Annotated in this window: 18 protein-coding genes; 11 read left to right on the top strand and 7 right to left on the bottom strand. The window is 62.9% G+C overall.

Annotated features, from left to right (window positions below):
• The first annotated feature begins 54 nt into the window (after positions 1-54).
• Positions 55-366, top strand: a complete 312-nt coding sequence (locus NCT03_RS08475) for a hypothetical protein (RefSeq protein WP_244825411.1) — start codon at positions 55-57, stop codon at positions 364-366.
• 215 nt (positions 367-581) lie between these two features.
• Here NCT03_RS08475 and NCT03_RS08470 read toward each other — a convergent pair whose 3' ends face one another.
• Both NCT03_RS08470 and NCT03_RS08465 read right to left on the bottom strand, forming a co-directional pair.
• Positions 582-836: a hypothetical protein gene (locus NCT03_RS08470; RefSeq protein ID WP_250492490.1), complete on the bottom strand. Its 255-nt coding sequence runs from the start codon at positions 834-836 to the stop codon at positions 582-584.
• A 308-nt stretch (positions 837-1,144) separates the two neighbouring features.
• A complete protein-coding gene (locus NCT03_RS08465) occupies positions 1,145-1,546 on the bottom strand; it encodes a transposase (protein ID WP_050454634.1) in 402 nt (133 codons plus the stop codon).
• A gap of 423 nt (positions 1,547-1,969) precedes the next feature.
• Between NCT03_RS08465 and NCT03_RS08460 the strand changes: the two genes are divergently transcribed.
• The 4 genes from NCT03_RS08460 to rluB all read left to right on the top strand — a co-directional run bounded on the left by NCT03_RS08460 (position 1,970) and on the right by rluB (position 7,564).
• Complete coding sequence (locus NCT03_RS08460) at positions 1,970-2,872, top strand: LysR family transcriptional regulator (RefSeq protein WP_250465070.1); 903 nt, start codon at positions 1,970-1,972, stop codon at positions 2,870-2,872.
• A 66-nt stretch (positions 2,873-2,938) separates the two neighbouring features.
• Positions 2,939-4,177 carry a pyridoxal phosphate-dependent aminotransferase gene (locus NCT03_RS08455; RefSeq protein WP_250492489.1) on the top strand — a complete coding sequence of 413 codons (1,239 nt, stop codon included), beginning with the start codon at positions 2,939-2,941 and terminating at the stop codon, positions 4,175-4,177.
• Between the two features lie 372 nt (positions 4,178-4,549).
• Positions 4,550-5,533 (top strand): SMC-Scp complex subunit ScpB, encoded by a 984-nt coding sequence (gene scpB, locus NCT03_RS08450; protein WP_250492488.1) that lies wholly within the window; start codon positions 4,550-4,552, stop codon positions 5,531-5,533.
• Positions 5,534-5,662: 129 nt separating this feature from the next.
• On the top strand, positions 5,663-7,564 hold the full coding sequence (rluB, locus tag NCT03_RS08445) for a 23S rRNA pseudouridine(2605) synthase RluB (protein ID WP_250492487.1): 1,902 nt from the start codon (positions 5,663-5,665) through the stop codon (positions 7,562-7,564).
• A 17-nt stretch (positions 7,565-7,581) separates the two neighbouring features.
• Here rluB and NCT03_RS08440 read toward each other — a convergent pair whose 3' ends face one another.
• Complete coding sequence (locus NCT03_RS08440; RefSeq protein WP_250492486.1) at positions 7,582-7,809, bottom strand: hypothetical protein; 228 nt, start codon at positions 7,807-7,809, stop codon at positions 7,582-7,584.
• Between the two features lie 111 nt (positions 7,810-7,920).
• On the opposite strand from NCT03_RS08440, the gene rimP reads away from it, so the two are divergent.
• From rimP to truB, 5 genes are all read left to right on the top strand, one after another.
• Positions 7,921-8,379, top strand: coding sequence for a ribosome maturation factor RimP (gene rimP, locus NCT03_RS08435; protein ID WP_250465040.1), 459 nt, complete (start codon positions 7,921-7,923; stop codon positions 8,377-8,379).
• A complete protein-coding gene (nusA, locus tag NCT03_RS08430; RefSeq protein WP_244825405.1) occupies positions 8,376-9,851 on the top strand; it encodes a transcription termination factor NusA in 1,476 nt (491 codons plus the stop codon). The genes rimP and nusA overlap by 4 nt, the downstream gene beginning before the upstream one ends.
• 93 nt (positions 9,852-9,944) lie before the next feature.
• Complete coding sequence (gene infB / locus NCT03_RS08425) at positions 9,945-12,935, top strand: translation initiation factor IF-2 (protein ID WP_244825404.1); 2,991 nt, start codon at positions 9,945-9,947, stop codon at positions 12,933-12,935.
• Positions 12,936-13,042: 107 nt separating this feature from the next.
• Positions 13,043-13,420, top strand: a complete 378-nt coding sequence (gene rbfA / locus NCT03_RS08420; RefSeq protein WP_244825403.1) for a 30S ribosome-binding factor RbfA — start codon at positions 13,043-13,045, stop codon at positions 13,418-13,420.
• 3 nt (positions 13,421-13,423) lie between these two features.
• Complete coding sequence (gene truB, locus NCT03_RS08415) at positions 13,424-14,365, top strand: tRNA pseudouridine(55) synthase TruB (protein ID WP_250492485.1); 942 nt, start codon at positions 13,424-13,426, stop codon at positions 14,363-14,365.
• Between the two features lie 97 nt (positions 14,366-14,462).
• On the opposite strand, the gene NCT03_RS08410 is transcribed toward truB, so the two are convergent.
• From NCT03_RS08410 to NCT03_RS08395, 4 genes are all read right to left on the bottom strand, one after another.
• Positions 14,463-16,022, bottom strand: coding sequence for a DHA2 family efflux MFS transporter permease subunit (locus NCT03_RS08410; protein ID WP_244825401.1), 1,560 nt, complete (start codon positions 16,020-16,022; stop codon positions 14,463-14,465).
• 19 nt (positions 16,023-16,041) lie between these two features.
• Positions 16,042-17,304 (bottom strand): HlyD family secretion protein, encoded by a 1,263-nt coding sequence (locus NCT03_RS08405; RefSeq protein WP_250492484.1) that lies wholly within the window; start codon positions 17,302-17,304, stop codon positions 16,042-16,044.
• A 57-nt stretch (positions 17,305-17,361) separates the two neighbouring features.
• Entirely contained in the window at positions 17,362-18,897 is a 1,536-nt protein-coding gene (locus NCT03_RS08400; protein WP_250492483.1) for an efflux transporter outer membrane subunit, read from the bottom strand.
• A gap of 75 nt (positions 18,898-18,972) precedes the next feature.
• Positions 18,973-19,488 carry a MarR family winged helix-turn-helix transcriptional regulator gene (locus tag NCT03_RS08395; RefSeq protein WP_250492482.1) on the bottom strand — a complete coding sequence of 172 codons (516 nt, stop codon included), beginning with the start codon at positions 19,486-19,488 and terminating at the stop codon, positions 18,973-18,975.
• Between the two features lie 510 nt (positions 19,489-19,998).
• On the opposite strand from NCT03_RS08395, the gene typA reads away from it, so the two are divergent.
• On the top strand, positions 19,999-21,825 hold the full coding sequence (gene typA, locus NCT03_RS08390; protein WP_244825397.1) for a translational GTPase TypA: 1,827 nt from the start codon (positions 19,999-20,001) through the stop codon (positions 21,823-21,825).
• Positions 21,826-22,072 lie beyond the last annotated feature (247 nt).

Here is a 22,072-nt window from a genome sequence, read left to right as displayed (position 1 = left end):
CCGTCTTGCGACCGTCACGAGCGTCGTCATGGCTGCACAGGAAGACAGAACGAGATGACCACGTATTCTAACGAAGCCGTACTCGAAGCACTTCGCCGAGCGCAGTATCGTCAGGTTCCCTGGGCAAAACGTCCCAAAGGTTTCGACCTTCTGCGCGCACTCGGGCTGCTCGAACTCACGAGACAGCGCACCGTTGCGCCAGCGCCGGGTTTTCATGCACCCGTGGATATCGCTGTCGTAACCGAGCGCGGGAAAAACGAATTCAACCGGCTTTGCCGCGACGAACGATCGATCGACTGGGACTTGAGACGCAGCGAACCTTATTCGTTCGGCGGCCAGGAAGTCGTAGTCGAGGCGAGAGCCTAAACGGCGCGTGCTTGGAGCTGAGACTGATCGGCTGACGGGCCGAGGGATAGTCGTCGTCAGTCTTGTCCGCCGGGCATCTTCTCGGGCGTCCGGTCTTTCCCGTGGCTTCACACCGGCGCGGACAAAAAAAATCCCGTCTCGCACGGGAATGGCCCAGCAAAAATCCCGTCTCGCACGGGAATGGCCCAGCACTTTGTTACGCAAACGCGCGTCCGTCAATGATGCCGTCCCTGGCTCTCCCTTTCGGAATCGGGACGCGCGCGCACATTGCTCGCGATATCGCCGCGCAGATCGCCACGCGGAGCGGGCGGCGTCGCATCGCGCGTCCGGGCGATAGCCTGCGGCGCGCTCATGGCCGCTCTCGTGTTCAGATGCAAATCCGACCCCGGCGGCGGCCGGGCTTGCCCAGATGCCGCCGCGCTCGTCAGCGCGCCGAGCGCACCGCAAGCGAGCAGTATCGATACCTTCATGGCGAGTCCCCTCAAACCCAAACCGGGCCTGTTAGTCCACTCACCAAACTATGCTTTGCGCAGCCAACACGCTGTAAGCAATGGTAAAGAGTTGTTTCTCCGCCGTTTTAGCTGAGCCTCGCCAGTTTTTTTGGCGAGCCATACTATGACCGGCGAGAAAGGCCGGCACGCAAAGAAGGGCGTGCGCGGCGAACATCGGCGGAAGGTGATGCCTCGCGGGCCGAACGCCCGCGTGCAGGGAATGAAGCGAAACTGAGCCGAAACAGGGAATGTGTGGAAATCAGCCTGCTTCGAGCAGAACAGATAGATCAGGCCATCTTGGCCGGGGCGCGCCACGATTCCGGGTTGGTCCAGAATGCACCGCGCAGACGATCGCGGCTCGGCGGCGCGGGCGGCTTGGCTGCGCTCGAACCAATGCGTCCGCGCAGCGAGACTTCGCGGCCATTGCTCGACAAACGCTTCACGATTTCGGCAAGCGTGCCGTCCGCCTGCCATTCGTCGAAACGGCGGCGGCAAGTAGGGGGCGAAGGATAACGCCCGGGCAGCTTCGACCAGCCTTCACCCGTCGAGAGCACCCACAGCACGGCGTTGACCACCGAACGCGCTTCGACGCGCGGACGGCCGCGCCGCTCACTACGCGCCGGCTCGGAACAGAACAAAGCCTCAACCAGCGCCCACTCGTTATCTCTCAAATCGTCGAACAGCACCATATCTCACCTCAGCGAAGCTAACCCCGGTGCGCTGCCCCGCGCCGCGCACTCTGGTCGGAATCCGATGAACGAATTACCAGGAGAGAGTCGGAACGGTGCGGCAGACGATTGTTTCTGAATGCCACGTCGCCCGACCTCTGTGCGCAATGAAATGCGAGAACCGTGCCATGCGCGTCGCAAAATCCGGGAAACCCGCATGGCAGTAGGCTGACGCAACGCCAGCATGGCCCGTATCAGACCCGAAACGAGCCGGATAAGAAATCGGGACAATCACCAATCCTGTGCAAAGAGCCCATCCAGCGTGCGTTTTCGCAATTATGCTGCACCGCAGCGAAACGTACGTTCGGAGGAATTGTCGTGGTTGCCGCCGCTATAATCCGTATGAAACGGGTCTATTGATGAATGTCGGGAATGAACGGATCGCTGAACGTGACGCTGCGCCAGTTGCGCGTCTTTATCGAGGTGTCGCGGTTGCGTAGTTTCAGCCGCGCGGGCGATGAAATCGGCCTGACGCAGTCGGCGGTCAGCCGATGCGTGCGCGAGTTGGAAGGGGAAATCGGGCTGAAGCTCATCGACCGGACGACGCGCGAAGTGCAGTTGACGGATGTCGGCGTCAATCTCGTCGGCACGGTGTCCCGCCTGATTGCCGACCTCGACTCCGCGCTCCACGAAGTGCGCGAATTGGGGCAACAAAAGCGCGGCCGGGTGATCGTCGCGGCGAGCCCGACAGTCGCGTGCCGGCTGATGCCGCGCGTGATTGCGTCGTGTCTGCGAGAATTTCCGCTCGTCACATTGATTCTGCGGGACGATGTACAGTCCGACGTGCTCCGCCAGGTCAAGTCGGGCGAAGCGGATTTCGGCGTCGTGATCGGGCCTTTGGCCGACGACGCCCTTCACGGCCAGCCCGTGATGACCGATTCGTTTTGTCTCGTCGCGCGCCGCGATCACCCGCTCGCGCACGAGTCTGCGGCGCCATGGGAAGCGCTCGCGGGAGAGCGGCTCGTGATGCTCGATCAGGCTTCGGGAAGCCGGCCAATCATCGATGCCGTCATGCAGCGGCACGGCGTTCAGGCGCAGGTGGTGCAGGAGCTCGGCCATCCGGCGACGGTGTTCGGACTGGTCGAGGCGGGTGTCGGCGTGAGCGTGTTGCCCTGGCTCGCGCTGCCTTTGCCCGCGAATTCCTCGCTGATCGCGCTGCCGCTGGAACCGCGCGCCGAGCGCACCGTGGAACTCGTACGACGGCGCGACCGCTCGCTGTCTCCGGCGGCGGAGTCGGTCTGGTCGCTGATCGCCGCGCTGCCTCCGCGCGCCGAGCAACTGACCTGACGGGCCGTTTGTCTCGAAAATGTGCCGGGAGCGTTAGACTGCGTTCTTTATTCGACGAGGCGTGCAATGAGTGAATCGGAAGGCGCGGTGAGCGCAGAACTGAGCGAATTGACGGGCGCGCGCGAAAGCGGTGCGCCTCATGCGCCCAACGCACGCGATGCCGTGCGGGCGTTGCGTCCGTCGCAAATTCGCGAAGTGGCGAATGCCGGTTTCGGCGTGCCGGACGTGCTGCCGTTCTGGTTCGGCGAATCGGATCGCGTGACGCCGCCGTTCATTCGCGATGCCGCGAGTCGCGCACTCGCCGATGGCGCAACGTTCTACACCCATAACCTCGGCGTCGCGTCTTTGCGCGAGGCGCTCGCGCGCTACGTCACGGCCTTGCATGGCGATACGTCGGCCGCGCACGTCGCGGTGACGAGCGCTGGCGTGAACGCGCTGATGCTGGCGGCGCAACTCGTCGTCGGCGCGGGCGATCGCGTGGTCGCGGTGACGCCGTTGTGGCCGAATCTCGTCGAGATTCCGAAGATTCTCGGCGCGAGCGTCGAAACGGTTTCGCTCGGTTACGGTGAAAACGGCTGGACGCTCGATCTCGACCGGCTGCTCGCCGCGCTCACGCCGTCGACGCGCATGCTGATGATCAACTCGCCGAACAACCCCACCGGCTGGACGATGACGCGCGATCAGCAGCGCACCGTTCTCGAGCATTGCCGCCGCCACGGCATCTGGATCGTCGCGGATGAAGTCTACGAGCGCCTGTATTACGGCGGGAACGGCAAGGTTGCGCCGTCGTTCCTCGACCTCGCATCGCGCGATGAACGCGTGATCGCCGTGAATTCGTTTTCGAAGGCCTGGCTCATGACGGGCTGGCGGCTCGGCTGGATCGTCGCGCCCGAGCGTCTCATGGACGACCTCGGCAAGCTCGTGGAATACAACACGTCGTGTGCGCCGTCGTTCGTGCAGCAGGCGGGCATCGTCGCAGTCGAGGAGGGCGAGCGTTTCACGCAATCGCTCGTCGCGGACCTGCACGCGAGCCGCGATCATCTGGTCAAGGCGCTGCAGACCATCGACGGCGTCGACGTGCGCGCGCCGGACGGTGCGATGTACCTGTTCTTCTCGCTGCCCGGCGCGTCGCGCAGTCTCGAGCTTTGCAAGTCGCTGGTGCGCGACGCCGGTCTCGGGCTTGCGCCCGGCAGCGCGTTCGGTGAAGAGGGCGAAGGCTTCGTGCGCTGGTGCTACGCGTGCGATCCCGCGCGGCTCGACAAGGGCGTCGAGCGTCTGCGCGCCTTTCTTTCGACGCGCGTCTAAGGTCAAGGATATCGGCGGCGCGCGAAGTAAGGAGCGCGCCGATTGCGTGTTCGCCCGTATTCATCTTTACGCACCGGTTCTTTTTGCGTAATATGGCGCTCAGTCACGCGCTTTCATCCAGGAAAGCGCCACCTCGTCCGGCTGGATGGCCCGGCGCTTCGCCCGATCGAACGCCCGATATCGCCTCTCCCCGGTGCGTGCTCCCAGTCAATATGACCGACCAAAATCGGGCGAGCGCGTCTTGAAACTCAGCGTCCAGCTTTATCGTCCGCACCGTTTCGGTGGCGTTCGAACCTGCGCAAGTCCGGTTTGAATCGAATCATTGGCCGTTCATTGACCACTCATTGACCATTTAGGGTTGACCCAAGCTGCATGAATACTCAAGAGGCGAAGATCGTCCTCGAGACTGCATTGATTTGCGCGCAGGAACCGCTGCGACTGAGTGAATTGCGCAAGCTGTTCGCCGACGACGTATCGGCGGATACCCTTCGCACGCTGCTCGAAGGCCTTCAGGCCGACTGGTCGGGCCGCGGCGTCGAATTGGTCGCGCTCGCAACGGGCTGGCGCTTTCAAAGCAAGCCGGCGATGCGGACTTATCTCGACCGCTTGCATCCGGAAAAGCCGCCGAAGTATTCGCGCGCCGTGCTTGAAACGCTTGCGATCATTGCTTACCGGCAGCCAGTAACGCGTGGCGATATCGAAGAGATTCGCGGCGTGACCGTCAACACGCAAGTGGTAAAGCAGCTTGAGGATCGGAGCTGGATCGAAGTGATCGGCCATCGCGACGTGCCCGGCCGTCCGGCGCTCTACGCCACGACGAAGCAGTTTCTGGATGACCTCGGGCTGACCGCGCTCGATGAATTGCCCGCGCTGGATAATCCGTCGGCGCAACTGGAAGCGTCGTTGTTGTCGCAGCATTCGATCGAGTTTCCGGATCGCGTTGCCGGCGATACACCGCCCACAGCCAGCATTGCGGATGAATCGACTGCCGCCGGGGAACATCCCGCAAGTGCGCCAGTCAACCCGAATGAAGTGTCCGAGTCCGTCATCGCGCTCACCGAGCCGGTGCAGCCCGCGGACGTAACCGCGGCACAGCCTGAAGCAACACCCGAAAGCGCCGACGCGAGTGACTCCCGCGATGCCGGTCCGGGCGCCGCAATTCACGCGCAGCCACTGAGAGCCGCGCCTGAACTGCACGCGCATCCCGACGGCACGCAAGCGCACGAAGTCGACGATTCAGCCGTTCCCGCTCCGCCCGACGGCGCGCAAGACGGCCTTGAACGGGACACGCGCGCATTGAACGACTTCGCTTCGGATGACGACGACTCCGAAGAACCTACGGCGCGCCGCGCCTGACGCAATTTTGCATGGCCCCTGATCCGCTTCGGCTCGCCAAAATGATCATTTCGAGACGACCGGCCGAACCGATCAGCGGAAATTTTTGACGCGCCTCACGAGACGCGCGATTCGACATTTGAGGTTGTTTTGACACATTCCCACGACAGCGATTCGCCTGATTCCGCGCGCCCCGTGCACGCCGCGGACGCCCATGAACCGGCCGACGCCGGCGAACGCACGCGCAGCGACGAGAATGGCGAAGGCGACGATCGTCCGCGCCGCGGCCTGCGCCGCGGGCCACGCAGTCTGATCGCGCGGCGCCGTGCTGTCGCCAAGACCAAGGGCGCCGAAGGCGCGCCGGGTTCACCCGACACCGCGACCGAGGCAGCGCCGGATGGCGTCGTCGCGGAACCGGTCGCAAAGCCGCGCAAGGAAGCGGGCAACCGCGCGCCGCGCGCCAACGCGGCAAAGGGCGGCCGCAGGAATCCGCGCCGTGAATTGGCGGAAGCCGGTGCAAGCGAACCGGTCGATGCAATCGAGGCGCCCGTCGCCGCCGATGCCGCGCCTCAAGCCGCGCCGCGCGAAGGCGGCCGGCGCAAGAATCCGCAGCAAGCGCGCGGCAAGCGTGCCGAAGCCGCACCGGCAACGGGCGAACGCGCCGCAGCCGCCAATGTCGACGACGTTTTCGCCTACGTCACGTCCCCCGCCTTCGATGCCGACAACGGCGTAAGCGGCGTGCGCGCGCCGATGCTCCGCCGTGGCCGCAACGCGCCCCAGCAAAAGCGCGTGCTCGAACCGGACGACGACGCGCCCAAGCTGCACAAGGTTCTTGCAGATGCCGGCATGGGTTCGCGGCGCGACATGGAAGAATTGATCATCGCGGGCCGTGTATCGGTGAACGGCGAGCCGGCGCATATCGGCCAGCGCATCATGCCGACCGATCAGGTGCGTATCAACGGCAAGCCGCTCAAGCGCAAGCTGGCGAGCAAACCGCCGCGCGTCTTGCTCTATCACAAGCCGACAGGCGAAATCGTCAGTCACGCCGACCCGGAAGGCCGCGCGTCCGTGTTCGACAAGCTGCCGTCGATGAAAACCGCCAAGTGGCTCGCGGTCGGCCGCCTCGACTTCAATACCGAAGGCTTGCTGCTGCTTACCACCTCGGGCGATCTGGCGAACCGCTTCATGCATCCGCGCTATAGCGTCGAGCGCGAATACGCGGTGCGCGTGGTCGGCCAGTTGTCGGAAGGGATGAAGCAGAAGCTTTTGAAGGGCGTCGAACTCGACGACGGTCCCGCGAACTTCCTGCGCATTCAAGATGGTGGCGGCGAAGGCACGAATCACTGGTATCACGTCGCGCTGGCCGAAGGCCGCAATCGCGAAGTGCGCCGCATGTTCGAAGCCGCGGGCTTGATGGTCAGCCGCCTGATCCGCACGCGTCACGGTCCGATCGCGTTGCCGCGCGGTCTCAAGCGTGGCCGCTGGGAAGAGCTCGAAGATAACCAGGTGCGCAGCCTGCTCGCGGCGGTGGGTCTCAAGCTGCCGACCGAAGAAAAGGGTGGCCGTAGTTCCGCACCGCGCGTGCAGCCCGATCCGATGCAGACGTCGATGGGCATCATCACGCGTGAGCCGGTGCTGATGTCGCATGCGCGCATCGCGCAGTCGCAAACACCGGGACGCAACGGCGGCGGTCGGCGCGGCGCGGCGGGCGGCATGTCGGGTGGCTTCGGCATGGGCGGCGCGGGTGCTGGTTTTGGCGGCGGCCTGGGCAATCGCAGCGGCAATGGCGCAGGCCGACGCAACGGCGCCGAGCCGAACGGCAACCGCGCGGGCGGCGGCGAGGCTAATGGCAATCGCGCACCGGGCGGCCGTGGCGGCCCTCGCGGCGCGCGTCCTCAAAGTGGTGCGCCGGGCGCGGCGGGTCCGGCCAAGCGAGCCGCGAATGGCAACGGTCCGCGCGGCAATCGTCCGGGCGGCCAGCAAAACGCGGGACAAGGCAAGCCGGGCGGTCCGGCACGCGGCGGTCCGCGAAATCGGACGCGCGGGCGCTAGCCGTCATCGAATCCGCGTCATTGCGGGATTCGCAAGTAACGGTCGACAGGCTTCTTCATGGCGTCGACCGTTTTTTGCAAATGCAAGCCAAAAAGTCTGTCTTCCGGCACGAAACGAGCCTGAACGGGCCGTCTACGTTTGCGTTTATCCCGAAAAATGGCTAAAATCACAAAGTCGCTGGGCACGTAGTTTTTCTCTCTGCCCTGAGTGCGATCTCGGTTGAAGAAGATGGGCGTTGCGCCCATTTTTTTTTGGCTTTTCGGTTCGGCATCTCGGGGAAGAAGGGTGCGCGCCCGCTTATGGCGCATGCCCGCAGGTGTTGTCGGCGTGGAGCGCGCGAACACCTTGGAGTGACTGTGCAACTGACGGAACTGATTGAAACCACGGTCTCGGGCTTAGGCTACGAGCTTGTCGATCTCGAGCGTTCGGGAGGCGGCATGCTGCGTATATATATCGACCATCCGGGCGGTATCGCCATCGAGGACTGCGAGAAAGTCACACGCCAGCTCCAGTATGTGCTCGAAGTCGAGAATATCGATTACGACCGGCTCGAAGTCTCGTCGCCGGGTCTCGACCGTCCGCTCAAGAAGCTGGCGGATTTCGAACGCTTCGCGGGGAGCGAAGTCGTCATCACATTGAAAAAGCCGTTGGACGGGCGCAAGTCGTACCGTGGCATTTTGCATGCCCCCGACGGCGACACGATCGGTTTGGAATTTGAAGGGAAGGACGGCGCCGCGATGCTCGATTTCACGCTCGCGGACCTCGACAAAGCACGTCTCGTCCCCAAAGTTGACTTTAGGAGCCGCAAACAATGAGTCGCGAAGTTTTGATGCTGGCGGATGCGCTGGCGCGCGAAAAGAACGTCAACAAGGACGTGGTGTATGCAGCCCTGGAGGCTGCGCTTGCATCGGCAACGAAAAAGCTGTTCGAGGAAGACGTCGACATTCGCGTGGCGATCGACCGTGAAAGCGGCGAGCACGAAACCTTCCGCCGCTGGCGCGTGGTGCCGGACGAGGCCGGCCTGCAAGAGCCGGATCAGGAAATCCTGCTGTTCGAAGCGAAGGAGCAACAGCCCGACGCGCAGGTGGACGACTTCATCGAAGAACCGATTCCGTCCATCGAGTTCGGCCGTATCGGCGCGCAGGCAGCGAAGCAGGTCATCCTGCAGAAAGTGCGCGACGCCGAGCGCGAGCAAATCTTGAACGACTTCCTCGAGCGCGGCGAAAAGATCATGACCGGCTCGGTCAAGCGTTTGGACAAGGGAAATTTCATCGTCGAATCCGGTCGCGTGGAAGCGCTGCTGCGCCGTGACCAGTTGATCCCGAAGGAAAACTTGCGGGTGGGCGACCGTGTGCGCGCGTATATCGCCAAGGTCGACCGCACGGCGCGCGGCCCGCAAATCGAGCTTTCGCGCACCGCGCCCGAGTTTCTGATGAAACTGTTCGAGCTGGAAGTGCCGGAAATCGAGCAAGGCCTGCTGGAGATCAAGGCGGCCGCGCGCGATCCTGGCGTGCGTGCGAAAATCGGGGTGATCGCCTATGACAAGCGTATCGACCCGATCGGCACTTGCGTCGGCATCCGCGGTTCGCGCGTGCAGGCCGTACGCAACGAGCTTGGTGGCGAGAACGTGGACATCGTGCTATGGTCGGAAGACCCCGCCCAGTTCGTGATCGGCGCTCTCGCGCCGGCAGCCGTCCAGTCGATTGTCGTGGATGAAGAAAAGCATTCGATGGACGTCGTCGTAGACGAAAACGAACTCGCGGTTGCCATCGGCCGAAGCGGCCAGAACGTTCGACTCGCCAGCGAGCTCACCGGCTGGCAGATCAACATCATGACGCCGGACGAATCGGCGCTGAAGCAGAACGAAGAACGTGGCAAGTTGCGCGATCTGTTCATGGCGCGTCTGGATGTGGACGAGGAAGTCGCCGACATCCTGATCGACGAAGGCTTTACGAGCCTCGAAGAAATCGCGTACGTGCCGCTCAACGAAATGCTCGAGATCGAAGCCTTCGACGAAGACACGGTGCACGAACTGCGTAACCGTTCGCGCGACGCGTTGCTGACCATGGCGATCGCCAACGAAGAGAAGGTCGAAGGCGTCGCGCTCGATCTGAAGAGTCTCGAAGGAATGGACAACGAGCTTCTCGCGAAGCTCGCTGAACACCAGATCCAGACCCGCGACGAACTCGCGGAGCTGGCTGTGGATGAACTGGTCGAAATGACCGGTGTGGAAGAGGATGCCGCTAAGGCGTTGATCATGAAAGCACGTGAACACTGGTTCCAGTGAGAAATGACCATGGCGCACTGATATTTGGCGGCCGGTTTGGCCGCGTGACCCCGATCTAACCGCAAGGATATGTCCTTGCATCAAGAGGAATGAATGGCGAGTAACAACGTAGCCCAATTTGCCGCGGAACTCAAAATGCCTGCGGGCGTCCTGCTCGAGCAGTTGCAGGCGGCTGGCGTCCAGAAAGCAAGCGCGAACGACGACCTGTCCGAGACGGACAAGGCGCGTCTGCTCGATCATTTGCGCAAGTCGCACGGTTCCGCCGACGCCGACAAGCGCAAGATCACTTTGACCCGCCGGCATACGTCGGAGATCAAGCAATCTGACGCAACGGGTAAAGCTCGCACCATTCAGGTCGAGGTGCGCAAGAAGCGTGTATTCATGAAGCGCGACGAGGCCGGCGTGGAACAAGCCGCCGAGGCGCCCGCTCCGGTCGAGGAAGAAGTCGACGAAGCCGAATTGCAGCGCCGCGAGGAAGAAGCGCGTCGCGCCGCCGAGCAGCTCGAGCGCGAAGAGCGCGAGCTGAAGGAGCGTCAGGCTCAGCTCGAACGCGAGGAAAGCGAACGTCGTCAGCGTGAGGAAGCGGCTGAAGCCGAGCGTCGTCGTCAGGAAGACGAAGCGGCGCGTCGTGCGGCTGCCGCCGCGCAGGCAGCGGAAATCTCGCGCGCGGCATCGGCTGCGCGTCAGGAAGCGCGCACGCCGCCAACGGTTGATGCAAAGGCTGAAGTGAAGCCCGAGCCGAAGGTCGACGACACCGCCCAACGCGAAGCCGCCGAAAAGGCTGCGGAAGAGAAGGCTGCCAGCGAGCGCGCCGCGCAACGCGAAGCCGCCAAGAAGGCGGAGGACGCCGCGCGCGCCGCTGCTGAAAAAACGCGTGTCGAACAGGAACAGATCGCGAAGCGTCGCGCGGCAGCGGAAGCCGAGGCACGCGCCATCCGCGAGATGATGAACACGCCGCGCAAGGCGCAAGTCAAGGCGCCGGAGCCGGCGCCCGTGGTCGCCAAGCCGGCCGAAGCAGCCAAGGCTGCGGAAGCGAAGGGCACGCTGCACAAGCCGGCGCGTCCGGAAGGCGCGACGGCGGCACGTCCTGCCGTGGCGAAGAAGCCGGCAGCGGGCGGCACGGCGGCACCCGCCACGACCGCACCCGCGGGCGACAAGAAGAAGGCCGGCGGCAAGGGCGGCTGGCAGGACGACGCGTCCAAGCGCCGTGGCATCAAGACGCGCGGCGACACGAGCGGCGGCGTCGATCGCGGCTGGCGCGGTGGCCCGAAGGGTCGCGGCAAGCATCAGGAACAGACCACGTTCCAGGCGCCGACCGAGCCGATCATCCGTGAAGTGCACGTGCCGGAAACCATCTCGGTGGCCGATCTCGCGCACAAGATGGCGGTGAAGGCGTCCGAAGTCATCAAGATCATGATGAAGCTCGGCCAGATGGTCACGATCAATCAGGTGCTGGATCAGGAAACGGCGATGATCATCGTCGAGGAACTGGGCCATCGCGCGGTCGCGGCCAAGCTGGACGATCCGGAAGCGCTGCTGGTCGAAGGCGAAACCACGGAAGAAACGGCAGAGCGTCTGCCGCGTCCGCCGGTCGTCACCGTCATGGGTCACGTCGACCACGGCAAGACCTCGCTCCTGGACTACATCCGTCGCGCCAAGGTGGCAGCGGGCGAAGCGGGCGGCATCACGCAGCATATCGGCGCATATCACGTCGAAACGCCGCGTGGCGTCATCACCTTCCTCGACACGCCGGGTCACGAGGCCTTCACGGCCATGCGTGCGCGCGGTGCGAAGGCAACGGACATCGTCATTCTGGTGGTCGCGGCCGACGACGGCGTGATGCCGCAAACGAAGGAAGCCATCGCCCACGCGAAGGCGGGTGGCGTGCCTATCGTCGTGGCGATCAACAAGATCGACAAGCCGGAAGCCAATTCCGACCGCGTGAAGCAGGAACTCGTCGCGGAAGGCGTGGTGCCGGAAGAGTACGGCGGCGATTCCCCGTTCATCGAAGTGTCGGCGAAAACCGGCAAGGGTATCGACGACCTTCTGGAAAACGTGTCGTTGCAGGCCGAAGTGCTGGAACTGAAGGCACCAATCGACGCACCGGCCAAGGGTCTCGTGATCGAAGCCAAGCTCGACAAGGGCAAGGGTCCGGTCGCAACCATCCTGGTGCAGTCGGGCACGTTGAATCGCGGCGACGTGGTTCTGGCGGGCAGCGCGTACGGTCGCGTTCGCGCCATGCTGGACGAAACCGGCAAGCCGACCAAGACGGCGGGTCCGTCGATTCCGGTGGAAATCCAAGGTCTGTCGGAAGTGCCGGCTGCGGGCGAAGAAGTCATCGTGCTGCCGGACGAGCGCAAGGCGCGCGAAATTGCGCTGTTCCGTCAAGGCAAGTTCCGCGACGTCAAGCTCGCCAAGCAACAGGCCGCGAAGCTCGAGAACATGCTGGAGCAAATGGGCGAAGGCGAAGTGCAGAATCTGCCGCTCATCGTCAAGGCCGACGTGCAGGGTTCGCAGGAAGCGCTGGTGCAATCGCTGCAAAAGCTTTCGACCAACGAAGTGCGCGTGCAGATCGTGCACAGCGCGGTCGGCGCGATCAGCGAGTCGGACGTCAATCTGGCAACGGCTTCGAAGGCGGTCATCATCGGCTTCAACACGCGTGCGGATGCGCAAGCCCGCAAGCTGGCGGAATCCAACGGCATCGACATTCGCTACTACAACATCATCTATGACGCTGTGGATGAAGTGAAGGCGGCAATGTCCGGCATGCTCTCGCCGGAGAAGCGCGAAACGGTTACGGGTATGGTCGAGGTGCGCCAGGTCATCCGCGTGCCGAAGATCGGCCTTATCGCTGGTTGTATGGTCACGGACGGCGTGGTCAAGCGTTCCTCTTCGGTGCGCGTGATTCGCAACAACGTCGTGATCCACACCGGCGAACTCGACTCGCTCAAGCGTTTCAAGGACGACGTCAAGGAAGTGCGTCAGGGCTTCGAGTGCGGTATCTCGATGAAGAACTTCAACGACATCGTCGAAGGCGATCAACTGGAAGTCTTCGAAGTGACCGAAGTGGCTCGTACGCTGTAAAGCGGTAACTTGCAGCGAGCCGCCGAGGCGAGAGGGCGGAGCGGGCCGCGCGGCTCGCTCCGCCCTTTTTCTTTTGTGCGGCGCGCGATGAATATACGGAAAACATCATGGCTAAGAAACGTACTTCCCCGAACCGCAACGTGCAGATCGCCGATCAGATTCAGCGCGATCTCTCCGAGCTGATGCGCGAGGTGAAAGATCCGCGCATCGGCATGGTGACGATGCAGAGCGTCGAACTCACGCCCGATTACGCGCACGCGAAGGTCTATTTCACGACGCTCACCGGCGACCCGAAGGAAACCGAAGAAGCGTTGAATCACGCGGCCGGGCATCTTCATAACCAATTGTTCAAGCGCCTGCACATTCATACGGTACCGACGCTGCACTTTCACTACGACCAGACGATCGAGAAGGCCGTGGAGATGTCGCGTCTGATCGACGAAGCGAACGCCTCGCGCGCCAAAGACGACGAAGAAGGCGCCTGAGCGATGAGCGGTGCAACGAAGGACTCGCCGCGCCCGAAGATTGCCCGGCGCGCGCTAGATGGCGTGTTGCTGCTGGACAAGCCGCTCGGTTTGTCCAGCAACGACGCGCTCATCAAGGCGAAGCGGCTTTTTCTCGCGAAGAAGGCGGGACACACGGGTACGCTCGATCCCCTCGCGACGGGTTTGCTGCCGCTTTGTTTCGGTGAAGCAACCAAGTTTTCGCAGGATTTGCTCGAAGCCGACAAGACCTACGAAGCGACGATGCGCCTCGGTATGCGCACGACGACGGGCGACGCGGAAGGCGAAGCCATCGACGAGCGCGCGGTGACGTGCGACGAAGCGGCTGTGCGAGATGCCATGACGCGCTTTCTCGGCGAGATCGTGCAAATTCCACCGATGTATTCCGCGCTCAAACGTGACGGCAAGCCGCTCTACGAATACGCGCGCGCGGGACAGACCGTGGAGCGCGAAGGGCGCAACGTCACCATCCACGCGTTGGAGATGATCGCGTGCGCGTTGCCGCTCGTCACGTTTCGCGTGACCTGCAGCAAGGGCACGTATGTACGCACCCTGGCTGAGGATATCGGCGAGACGTTGGTATGCGGCGCGCATCTGACGGCGTTGCGGCGGACGGGCGTGGGCGCGTTGACGCTCGACCATGCGGTGACGCTCGATGCATTGGCGAACATCGATGAAACCGCGCGCGATGCGTGGCTTCAGCCGGTGGATGCGCTGCTGTCGACGTTCCCGGAAGTGCGTCTGGACGACGATGCCACCCGGCGTTTTTTGCATGGCCAGCGCCTCAAGCTGTCGGATCTATCGACGGACATGCTCGAAGCGGGCCGCGTGCGCGTGTACACGCAAGAAGGCGGACGGCTGCTTGGCGTGGCGAAAGCGGGCGAGGGCGTGCTTGCGCCGGAACGGTTGATCGTCACGGCGGGCTGAGCGAGTCAGCGACGCCAGACTTGCAACCCGCGCAAAGAAAAAAGCCCAGACGAGAAGTCTGGGCTTTTTTACGTCCACGCTGAACGAACCGCAACGATCAATGCGCCGCCGATGCCGCCGCCGCTGAATCTCCGCCGCCCGAGCGTTCGGGCTTCGTGATCCAGATCAATGCGATCAGCGCGACGAAAATCCCCGCCGAGATATAGAACATGTCGTTCACGCCGAGTTGTGCGGCCTGCTGCGTCGCCATGCTGTTGAAGAGACCGTAAGTCTGATCGTGCGAATAGCCGATTGCGCCCATCTGCTGCATCGAATTGGTGAAGTTCGGATTGAACGAATTCGCCTGCTCCACCAGTTGCACGTGATGAACGATCGACCGATGCTCCCAGGCCGTCGAAAAAATCGACGTGCCGATACCGCCGCACATGATCCGCACGAAGTTCGACAAGCCCGACGCCGCCGGAATGCGATGCCCCGGCAAACCCGACAGCGTGATCGACACCAGCGGAATGAAGAAGCCCGCCATCGCGATACCCTGAATCAGCGTGGGCAGCGTGAGCGACCAGGTATCGACGCCCGTGGTGTAGCGCGAACGCATCCAGAAGCACAGCGCGAACACGAGGAACGCGGCGGTTGCAATCCGGCGCGGATCGGTGCGCGGCAGGAATTTGCCCGTGATCGGCGAGAGCAGTACCGCGAACAATCCGACGGGCGCCATCACGAGCCCGGCGTCGGTGGCCGTGTAGCCGATCACCGTTTGCAGCCATAGCGGCAACAACACGAGATTGCCAAAGTAGAGCCCATAGCCGACCGAGAGCGCGATGGTCCCGCCCGAGAAGTTGCGCAGCGCGAACAACGACAGATCGACGACCGGATGCTCCGCCGTCAGCTCCCACACGATGAAGAACGCGAACGCGATCACCGCGACCAGCGCGAGCACGACGATGGTCGTCGAATTGAACCAGTCGAGATCCTTGCCCTTGTCGAGCATGATCTGCAGCGAGCCGACCCAGACTACGAGCAAGCCGAGCCCGACCGAATCGATGGGCGCTTTACGGATGGCCGAATCGCGGTCGCGGAAAATCATGAACGTCGCGATGGCCGCAATGAAGCCGACCGGAATGTTCACGTAGAAGATCCACGGCCATGAGATGTTGTCCGAGATCCAGCCGCCGAGAATCGGCCCGGCGACAGGCGCAATGAGCGTGGTCATCGACCACATGGATAACGCGATGGGCGCTTTCTCGCGCGGGTAGCTCGCGAGCAGGAGCGTTTGCGACAGCGGGATCATCGGGCCGGCGACCGCGCCTTGCAGCACGCGCGCGGCGAGCAGGAAGGGCAGCGTCGGCGCGAGTCCGCACAGCCATGAAGCGATCACGAAGAGAATGATCGAGCCGAGAAACAGCTTCACTTGCCCGATGCGCTGCGTGAGCCAGCCGGTGAGCGGCACCGAGATGGCGTTGGCGACCGCGAACGACGTGATGACCCACGTGCCCTGATCGGACGAGACACCGAGATCGCCCGAGATCGACGGAATCGAGACGTTCGCGATCGACGTGTCGAGCACGTTCATGAACACGGCGAGCGACACGGCGATCGTCCCGATGACGAGCTTCCCGCCCGTCAGCGGCGGATGAACGACGTTGGCTTGAGACATCGATGAGGTCCGTGTCCGCTTACATCAGCTTGGCGGCCGAGGCGGACTTCGCCGCCGCGCCGTTGCCGCGCGAGGACGAAGCGCCCGACGAAGCCTGCGGACCATTGCCCGCGTTCTGCTGGACGATGCGCGCGATTTCCTGATCGGCCTGATCGCCGTACTTGTCGAACACGTTGGTCTGATAAACCGTGTTCGGCGCCTGGCCGAGCTGGCCGCCTTGTTCATCCTTGATGGTCACGTCGACATCCATCGACAGGCCGATACGCAACGGATGCTGCTCCAGTTCCTTCGGATCGAGCGCGATACGCACCGGCAGCCGTTGCACCACCTTGATCCAGTTACCGGTCGCGTTCTGGGCGGGCAAAAGCGAGAAGGCCGAACCCGTGCCGGCCGAGAATCCGACGACCTTGCCGTGATAGACCACGCTCGAACCGTACAGGTCGGCCGTCAGATCGACCGGCTGGCCAATGCGCATGTGCTTGAGCTGCACTTCCTTGAAGTTGGCATCGACCCACACGCCGTTGAGCGGCACGATGGCCATCAGCGGATTGCCCGGCGCCACGCGCTGGCCGACCTGCACCGAACGCTTCGCGACATAACCCGTCACCGGCGCGGGCAGCGTGTTGCGCGCGTAGTTGATGTACGCGTCGCGCACCTTGGCGGCGGCGGCAAGCACGTTCGGGTGATCCGCGATCGTCGTGTTCGAGGTCAGCGAACGGTTCGACGCGAGTTCCTGCTGGGCCGAATCGAGCGCCGCCTGCGCGCCGCGCACGGCGTCGCGAGCGTGCGAGATTTCTTCCAGCGATACCGCGCCCGTTTGCGCGACCGTCATGCGGCGGCGCAAATCGTCCTGGGCACGCGAGAGGTCGGAGCGACGCAGCGCGATCTGTGCTTCGTACTGGTTGTTGTTGACGAAGAAGGTGCGTACTTGACGCACGGTCTGCGCGAGATTCGCTTCCGCCTGATCGAGCGCGACCTTCGAGTCGGCGGGATCGAGCGCGACGAGCGGGTCGCCGACCTTCACCGTCTGGGTATCGTCCGCGTTCACCGAAATGACCGTGCCGACCACTTGCGGCGTGATTTGCACGACGTTGCCGTTCACGTAGGCGTCGTCGGTGGACTCGTGAAAGCGCGCGACGAGGAAGTAGTACAGGCCGTAAGCCACGGCGGCGATGATGACGACGAGCACGATCAGCGTCATGAGCACGCGGCGTTTGCCGTTGCGCTGCTTGGGCGCGGGAGCGGCGGCGGCTGCGGCGGCGTTTTGTTGAGGGTCGCTCATTGAAGGCTCCGAATGTTTCGTTTTATCTTGATGCGTGTTCTTGTACTTGGGCGCGGCTCAGTTCGACTGCGCCGGTTGGCTTGCCGTCTGTTGCGTGCCCTTGGGCTGTCCGCTGCCGTCGATCGCGAGATTCGAATCGGTCGCGTCGAATCCGCCGCCAAGCGATTTGATCAGCGCGATCTGCAGGTCGCTGCGCCTCAAGCGCAGATTGGTCACGGTCTGCTCGTTGGCGAGGCGGTTCTGGTCGGCCGTCAGCACTTGCAGTTGCGGCGACAGCCCGGCCTTGTAGCGGATCACCGCGAGCTCGTAGGCGTTCGACGCCGCCGCGAGCGCGCGTTGGGCGTCGCCCATCTGACGGTCGAGCGAGCGGATGGCCGAGATATTGGTCGCCACGTCGTTCATCGCGTTGATGAGCGTCTGATTGTAGTTGGCGACGTCGCCTTCGAAGTCGGCATAACGGCCCTTCAACTGGGCGCGCAGTGCGCCGGCATCGAAGATCGGCAGATGGATGGCCGGACCGGCCTGGACCTGACGGCTGCTCGAAGTGAGGAAGCGGCCCCAGCCGAACGCGTCGAAACCGAAGCCCGCGGCGAGGTTGATGTCCGGGAAGAACTCGGCCTTCGCTTCCTTGATGTTGTGCGTGGCCGACTCGACCTGCCAGCGTGCCGCGACGATGTCCGGACGGCGCGCGACGAGGTCGGCGGGCACGTTGTCGGGCAGCGCGACGGTGACGTTCGAATTGATCACCGGATTGGCGATCTGCAGGCCGCGATCCGGACCCTTGCCCAGCAGCGCCGCGAGCTGATAGCGCACCGACTCGATTTGGCCGTCGAGTTCGCTGAGGTTGGTCTGGCTCGTCGCGGTGTTGCCTTCGGCGGTGCGGCGTTCCACGTTGGTATCGAGACCGGCGGTTACGCGTCCGTTGGTGATGCGGCCGACGTTCTCGCGATTCGAAATCTCGCGCTGGGTGACATCGCGCAGTGCGTAAAGCAACGCAAGCTGGTTATATGTGCGCGCCACCGACGCCGCGAGCGTCACGCGCGCCTGCTGCATGTCGGCCTCGGCCGCCTTTTCCAGCGAGACCGCTTGATTCAGACGCGCGCGATTCTTGCCCCAGAGGTCGAGATCCCAAGACGCGCTGGCAAGCACGTTGTTCTCGCTGAACCACGTTCCACCGTAGGGCGGCGGGAACAGCGCGTTGGCGGAGTAGAGCTCGCGAGTCCACGAATACGAACCGTTGACCTTAGGCGACAGCGCCGAACGCGAGGTTTCGATATACGACGATGCCTTTGCAATTCGCGATTGCGCCTGCGCAATGCTCGGATTGTCCGCGAGCGCTTCGTCGATGAGTTGCGGCAATTGCGGGTCGCCGAACTGCTTTGCCCAGTCGAGCGACGGCCACTGGCCGCCTTGTCCCGGCACGCTTTGCGTGGCGCTGTAGCTGTCGGGCGTGGCGATTGTCTTGTCGCTCGAAATGCCCGAATAGTTCGCGCATCCGGCGATGGTCAGCGCGGCAGCGGCGGCCGCCAACGCGGTCTTCGCGCTTCCCGGCAGCCCGATGCCTCGGAGCGCCGGCAAGGATAGGTGTTTCATCGCTCGTCTCTTGAGATGAGAATTAAAGATGGACGTTGCAATCATTTTTTTGCGCCGCAGCGGCGGATTTGCTTGTCATCGCAATGACGTCGCGGGCTTGTCGTTTGCGCTCAACGCGTGGGCCGCGGCGGAGTCGCACGAGTTTGCCAGTACGCGTCGCAGCATGCTCTTGAGAAAGCCGACTTCTTCGGGCGTGAAGCCTGCAAGAAGATTGTCCAGGACGCTCGTGAAGATGGCGGGCACTTGTTCGGCCATCACGCGGCCGTCTTCGGTGAGCGCGAGTCGAACCACGCGCCGGTCCGCCTCGCTGCGCACGCGCGACAGCAGGCCGCGCTTCTCCAGCCGGTCGATCAGACGCGTGACCGCGCTTGCGTCGATACCGTACTCACGTGCAATATCCGCCGCCGTCGCGCATTTGCCCACCGCCAGCATGAACATAATGCTCGCCTGCGTTCCGGTAATGCCGAGCTCGGAGGAGGTGTGCTGCGTCACCATGTTCCACATGGTCGAACGCACCCGGCTGATGAGGTAGCCCACGCTTTCGCTCAGGACGTAATCGCCGATGCCAGCGGGTTTTGGAGCCTCACTCATTGTAATTCTTGTGCGGTCGCAATAATTGACTAGGCAGTATTATAGGTAGGGCAACATGTCGCTGCAAGAATCTTTTCCAAGAACGCTTAATAATCGGCCGGGGCGGCCCGCCGCACTAAGCCAAGCGCGTTTTTCACATAGATGACGCGGCGGCGGCGCAACATCGCAATTACGGGTCGCGGCCTATTGTCAGAAAGTGACTTCCGTGCGTGCTATAATTTACGGTTCTCACCGCGCCGGGACCGTGATTCACATGCAACTGCGCCGACTGACGAGCCGTCCGAAGTAACAAGCGAAGTACAAGACGAAGTACCCGCGAAGTACAAGAACTACGTCCAAAAGACATAAGCCGGACGGAATGCAGCGCACAAGCAAATCACGCGCTGTCGGACAAGCTCAGTCGGAACAGCATTGCGTCAAAGACGGCCTGCCGAGCCACGACGCCTCCTTATCCAGAATGTTCTGGATGGACTCAGGCCTGCTTCGACGGCGCATAACCAAGATACCTCTATGACTCGCGCCCTACGCAATATCGCAATCATCGCCCACGTCGACCACGGCAAGACCACGCTCGTCGACCAGTTGCTCCGTCAATCGGGCACGTTCCGGGAAAACCAGCAGGTCGCCGAACGGGTCATGGACTCGAACGACATCGAAAAAGAACGCGGCATCACGATCCTGGCGAAGAATTGCGCGGTCGAATACGAAGGCACGCACATCAATATCGTCGACACGCCGGGACACGCCGACTTCGGCGGCGAGGTGGAGCGTGTGCTCTCCATGGTCGATTCCGTGCTGTTGCTCGTCGACGCCGTCGAAGGCCCGATGCCGCAAACGCGCTTCGTGACCAAGAAGGCGCTCGCGCTCGGTCTCAAGCCCATCGTCGTCATCAACAAGGTGGACCGTCCGGGCGCGCGTATCGACTGGGTCATTAACCAGACGTTCGATCTGTTCGACAAGCTGGGCGCGACCGAAGAGCAACTCGACTTCCCGATCGTCTACGCGTCGGGCCTGAACGGCTATGCCGGTCTCGACCCCGAAGTGCGCGAAGGCACCATGCGTCCGCTCTTCGAAGCCATTCTGGAACACGTGCCGGTGCGCCCGTCGGACCCAGATGGTCCCCTGCAACTGCAGATCACTTCGCTCGACTACAACTCGTATGTCGGCCGTATCGGCGTGGGTCGCGTGGCGCGCGGCCGTATTCGCCCGGGCATGCAAGTGGCCGTGCGTTCGGGTCCGGACGGCGCGATCATCAATCGCAAGATCAATCAGGTGCTGTCGTTCCACGGCCTCGAGCGCGTGCAGGTCGAGGAAGCGCAAGCAGGCGACATCGTGCTGATCAACGGTATCGAGGAAATCGGTATTGGCGTGACCATCTGCGCGCCGGAAAATCCCGAAGCGCTGCCCATGATCACCGTCGACGAACCCACGCTCACGATGAACTTCCTCGTGAACTCGTCGCCGCTCGCGGGCAAGGAAGGCAAGTTCGTGACGAGCCGCCAGATTCGCGACCGTCTCACGAAGGAACTGAACCACAACGTGGCGCTGCGCGTGAAAGACACGGGCGACGAAACCACGTTCGAAGTGTCGGGTCGCGGCGAACTGCATCTGACCATTCTGGTCGAGAACATGCGCCGTGAAGGTTACGAACTCGCCGTGTCGCGTCCGCGCGTGGTGCTGCAGGAAATCGACGGCGTGAAGCACGAGCCGTATGAAAACTTGACGGTGGATATCGAAGACCAGCATCAGGGCGGCGTGATGGAAGAACTCGGCCGTCGCAAGGGCGAAATGCTCGACATGACGTCCGACGGCCGTGGCCGTACGCGTCTCGAATACAAGATCTCGGCGCGCGGTCTGATCGGTTTCCAGAGCGAATTCCTGACGCTTACGCGCGGCACGGGTCTGATGAGCCATACGTTCGACTCGTACTCGCCGGTGAAGGAAGGTTCGGTCGGCGAACGTCGCAACGGCGTGCTGATCTCGCAAGACGATGGCGCCGCTGTCGCCTATGCACTGTGGAAGCTGCAGGATCGCGGCCGCATGTTCGTGACGCCGGGCGACGCGCTGTACGAAGGCATGATCATCGGTATCCATAGCCGCGACAACGACCTGGTCGTGAACCCGATCAAGGGTAAGCAGCTTACCAACGTGCGCGCATCGGGTACGGACGAAGCCGTGCGTCTCGTGCCGCCGGTTCAGCTGTCGCTGGAATACGCGGTCGAGTTCATCGACGACGACGAACTCGTCGAGGTGACGCCGCAGTCCATCCGCCTGCGCAAGCGTCATCTGAAGGAACACGAGCGTCGTCGCGCGAGCCGTGAAGGCGCAACCGACTAATGCGTTCGTTCGCATGCAAGTGACAAAGCCGCCTTCGGGCGGCTTTTTTTATCTCATCGCTAAAGCTTCCGAAAGTGCTGCCGACGCGCGCGCAATAACATCGCTTGCTTATCGCGCGAATGCCCGCACATCTGCGTTGCAGAAGGGCGAAGCCGAGGCTCCAAGGTGCGACCACCTGTCATATGACGATTGGTTCTGTGCTATGCTAATCGGATTAGCTGTCGCTTTTTAGGTCCTTCCAAGCAGA

The organism is Caballeronia sp. GAWG1-1, assembly GCF_023631465.1.
Classification (GTDB): domain Bacteria; phylum Pseudomonadota; class Gammaproteobacteria; order Burkholderiales; family Burkholderiaceae; genus Caballeronia.
Note: the sequence above shows the minus strand (reverse complement) of the source record. Positions and strands in the feature narration are given on the sequence as shown.

Excerpts from the sequence above, each read along its gene's own strand:
- truB (WP_250492485.1), top strand. The coding sequence starts at position 13,424 with ATGAGCGGTGCAACGAAGGACTCGCCGCGCCCGAAGATTGCCCGGCGC.
- scpB (WP_250492488.1), top strand. The coding sequence starts at position 4,550 with ATGAATACTCAAGAGGCGAAGATCGTCCTCGAGACTGCATTGATTTGC.
- NCT03_RS08440 (WP_250492486.1), bottom strand. The coding sequence starts at position 7,809 with ATGGGCGCAACGCCCATCTTCTTCAACCGAGATCGCACTCAGGGCAGA.
- NCT03_RS08405 (WP_250492484.1), bottom strand. The coding sequence starts at position 17,304 with ATGAGCGACCCTCAACAAAACGCCGCCGCAGCCGCCGCCGCTCCCGCG.
- nusA (WP_244825405.1), top strand. The coding sequence starts at position 8,376 with ATGAGTCGCGAAGTTTTGATGCTGGCGGATGCGCTGGCGCGCGAAAAG.
- NCT03_RS08465 (WP_050454634.1), bottom strand. The coding sequence starts at position 1,546 with ATGGTGCTGTTCGACGATTTGAGAGATAACGAGTGGGCGCTGGTTGAG.
- NCT03_RS08395 (WP_250492482.1), bottom strand. The coding sequence starts at position 19,488 with ATGAGTGAGGCTCCAAAACCCGCTGGCATCGGCGATTACGTCCTGAGC.
- infB (WP_244825404.1), top strand. The coding sequence starts at position 9,945 with ATGGCGAGTAACAACGTAGCCCAATTTGCCGCGGAACTCAAAATGCCT.
- NCT03_RS08475 (WP_244825411.1), top strand. The coding sequence starts at position 55 with ATGACCACGTATTCTAACGAAGCCGTACTCGAAGCACTTCGCCGAGCG.
- NCT03_RS08455 (WP_250492489.1), top strand. The coding sequence starts at position 2,939 with ATGAGTGAATCGGAAGGCGCGGTGAGCGCAGAACTGAGCGAATTGACG.
- NCT03_RS08400 (WP_250492483.1), bottom strand. The coding sequence starts at position 18,897 with ATGAAACACCTATCCTTGCCGGCGCTCCGAGGCATCGGGCTGCCGGGA.
- NCT03_RS08470 (WP_250492490.1), bottom strand. The coding sequence starts at position 836 with ATGAAGGTATCGATACTGCTCGCTTGCGGTGCGCTCGGCGCGCTGACG.
- rbfA (WP_244825403.1), top strand. The coding sequence starts at position 13,043 with ATGGCTAAGAAACGTACTTCCCCGAACCGCAACGTGCAGATCGCCGAT.
- typA (WP_244825397.1), top strand. The coding sequence starts at position 19,999 with ATGACTCGCGCCCTACGCAATATCGCAATCATCGCCCACGTCGACCAC.
- NCT03_RS08410 (WP_244825401.1), bottom strand. The coding sequence starts at position 16,022 with ATGTCTCAAGCCAACGTCGTTCATCCGCCGCTGACGGGCGGGAAGCTC.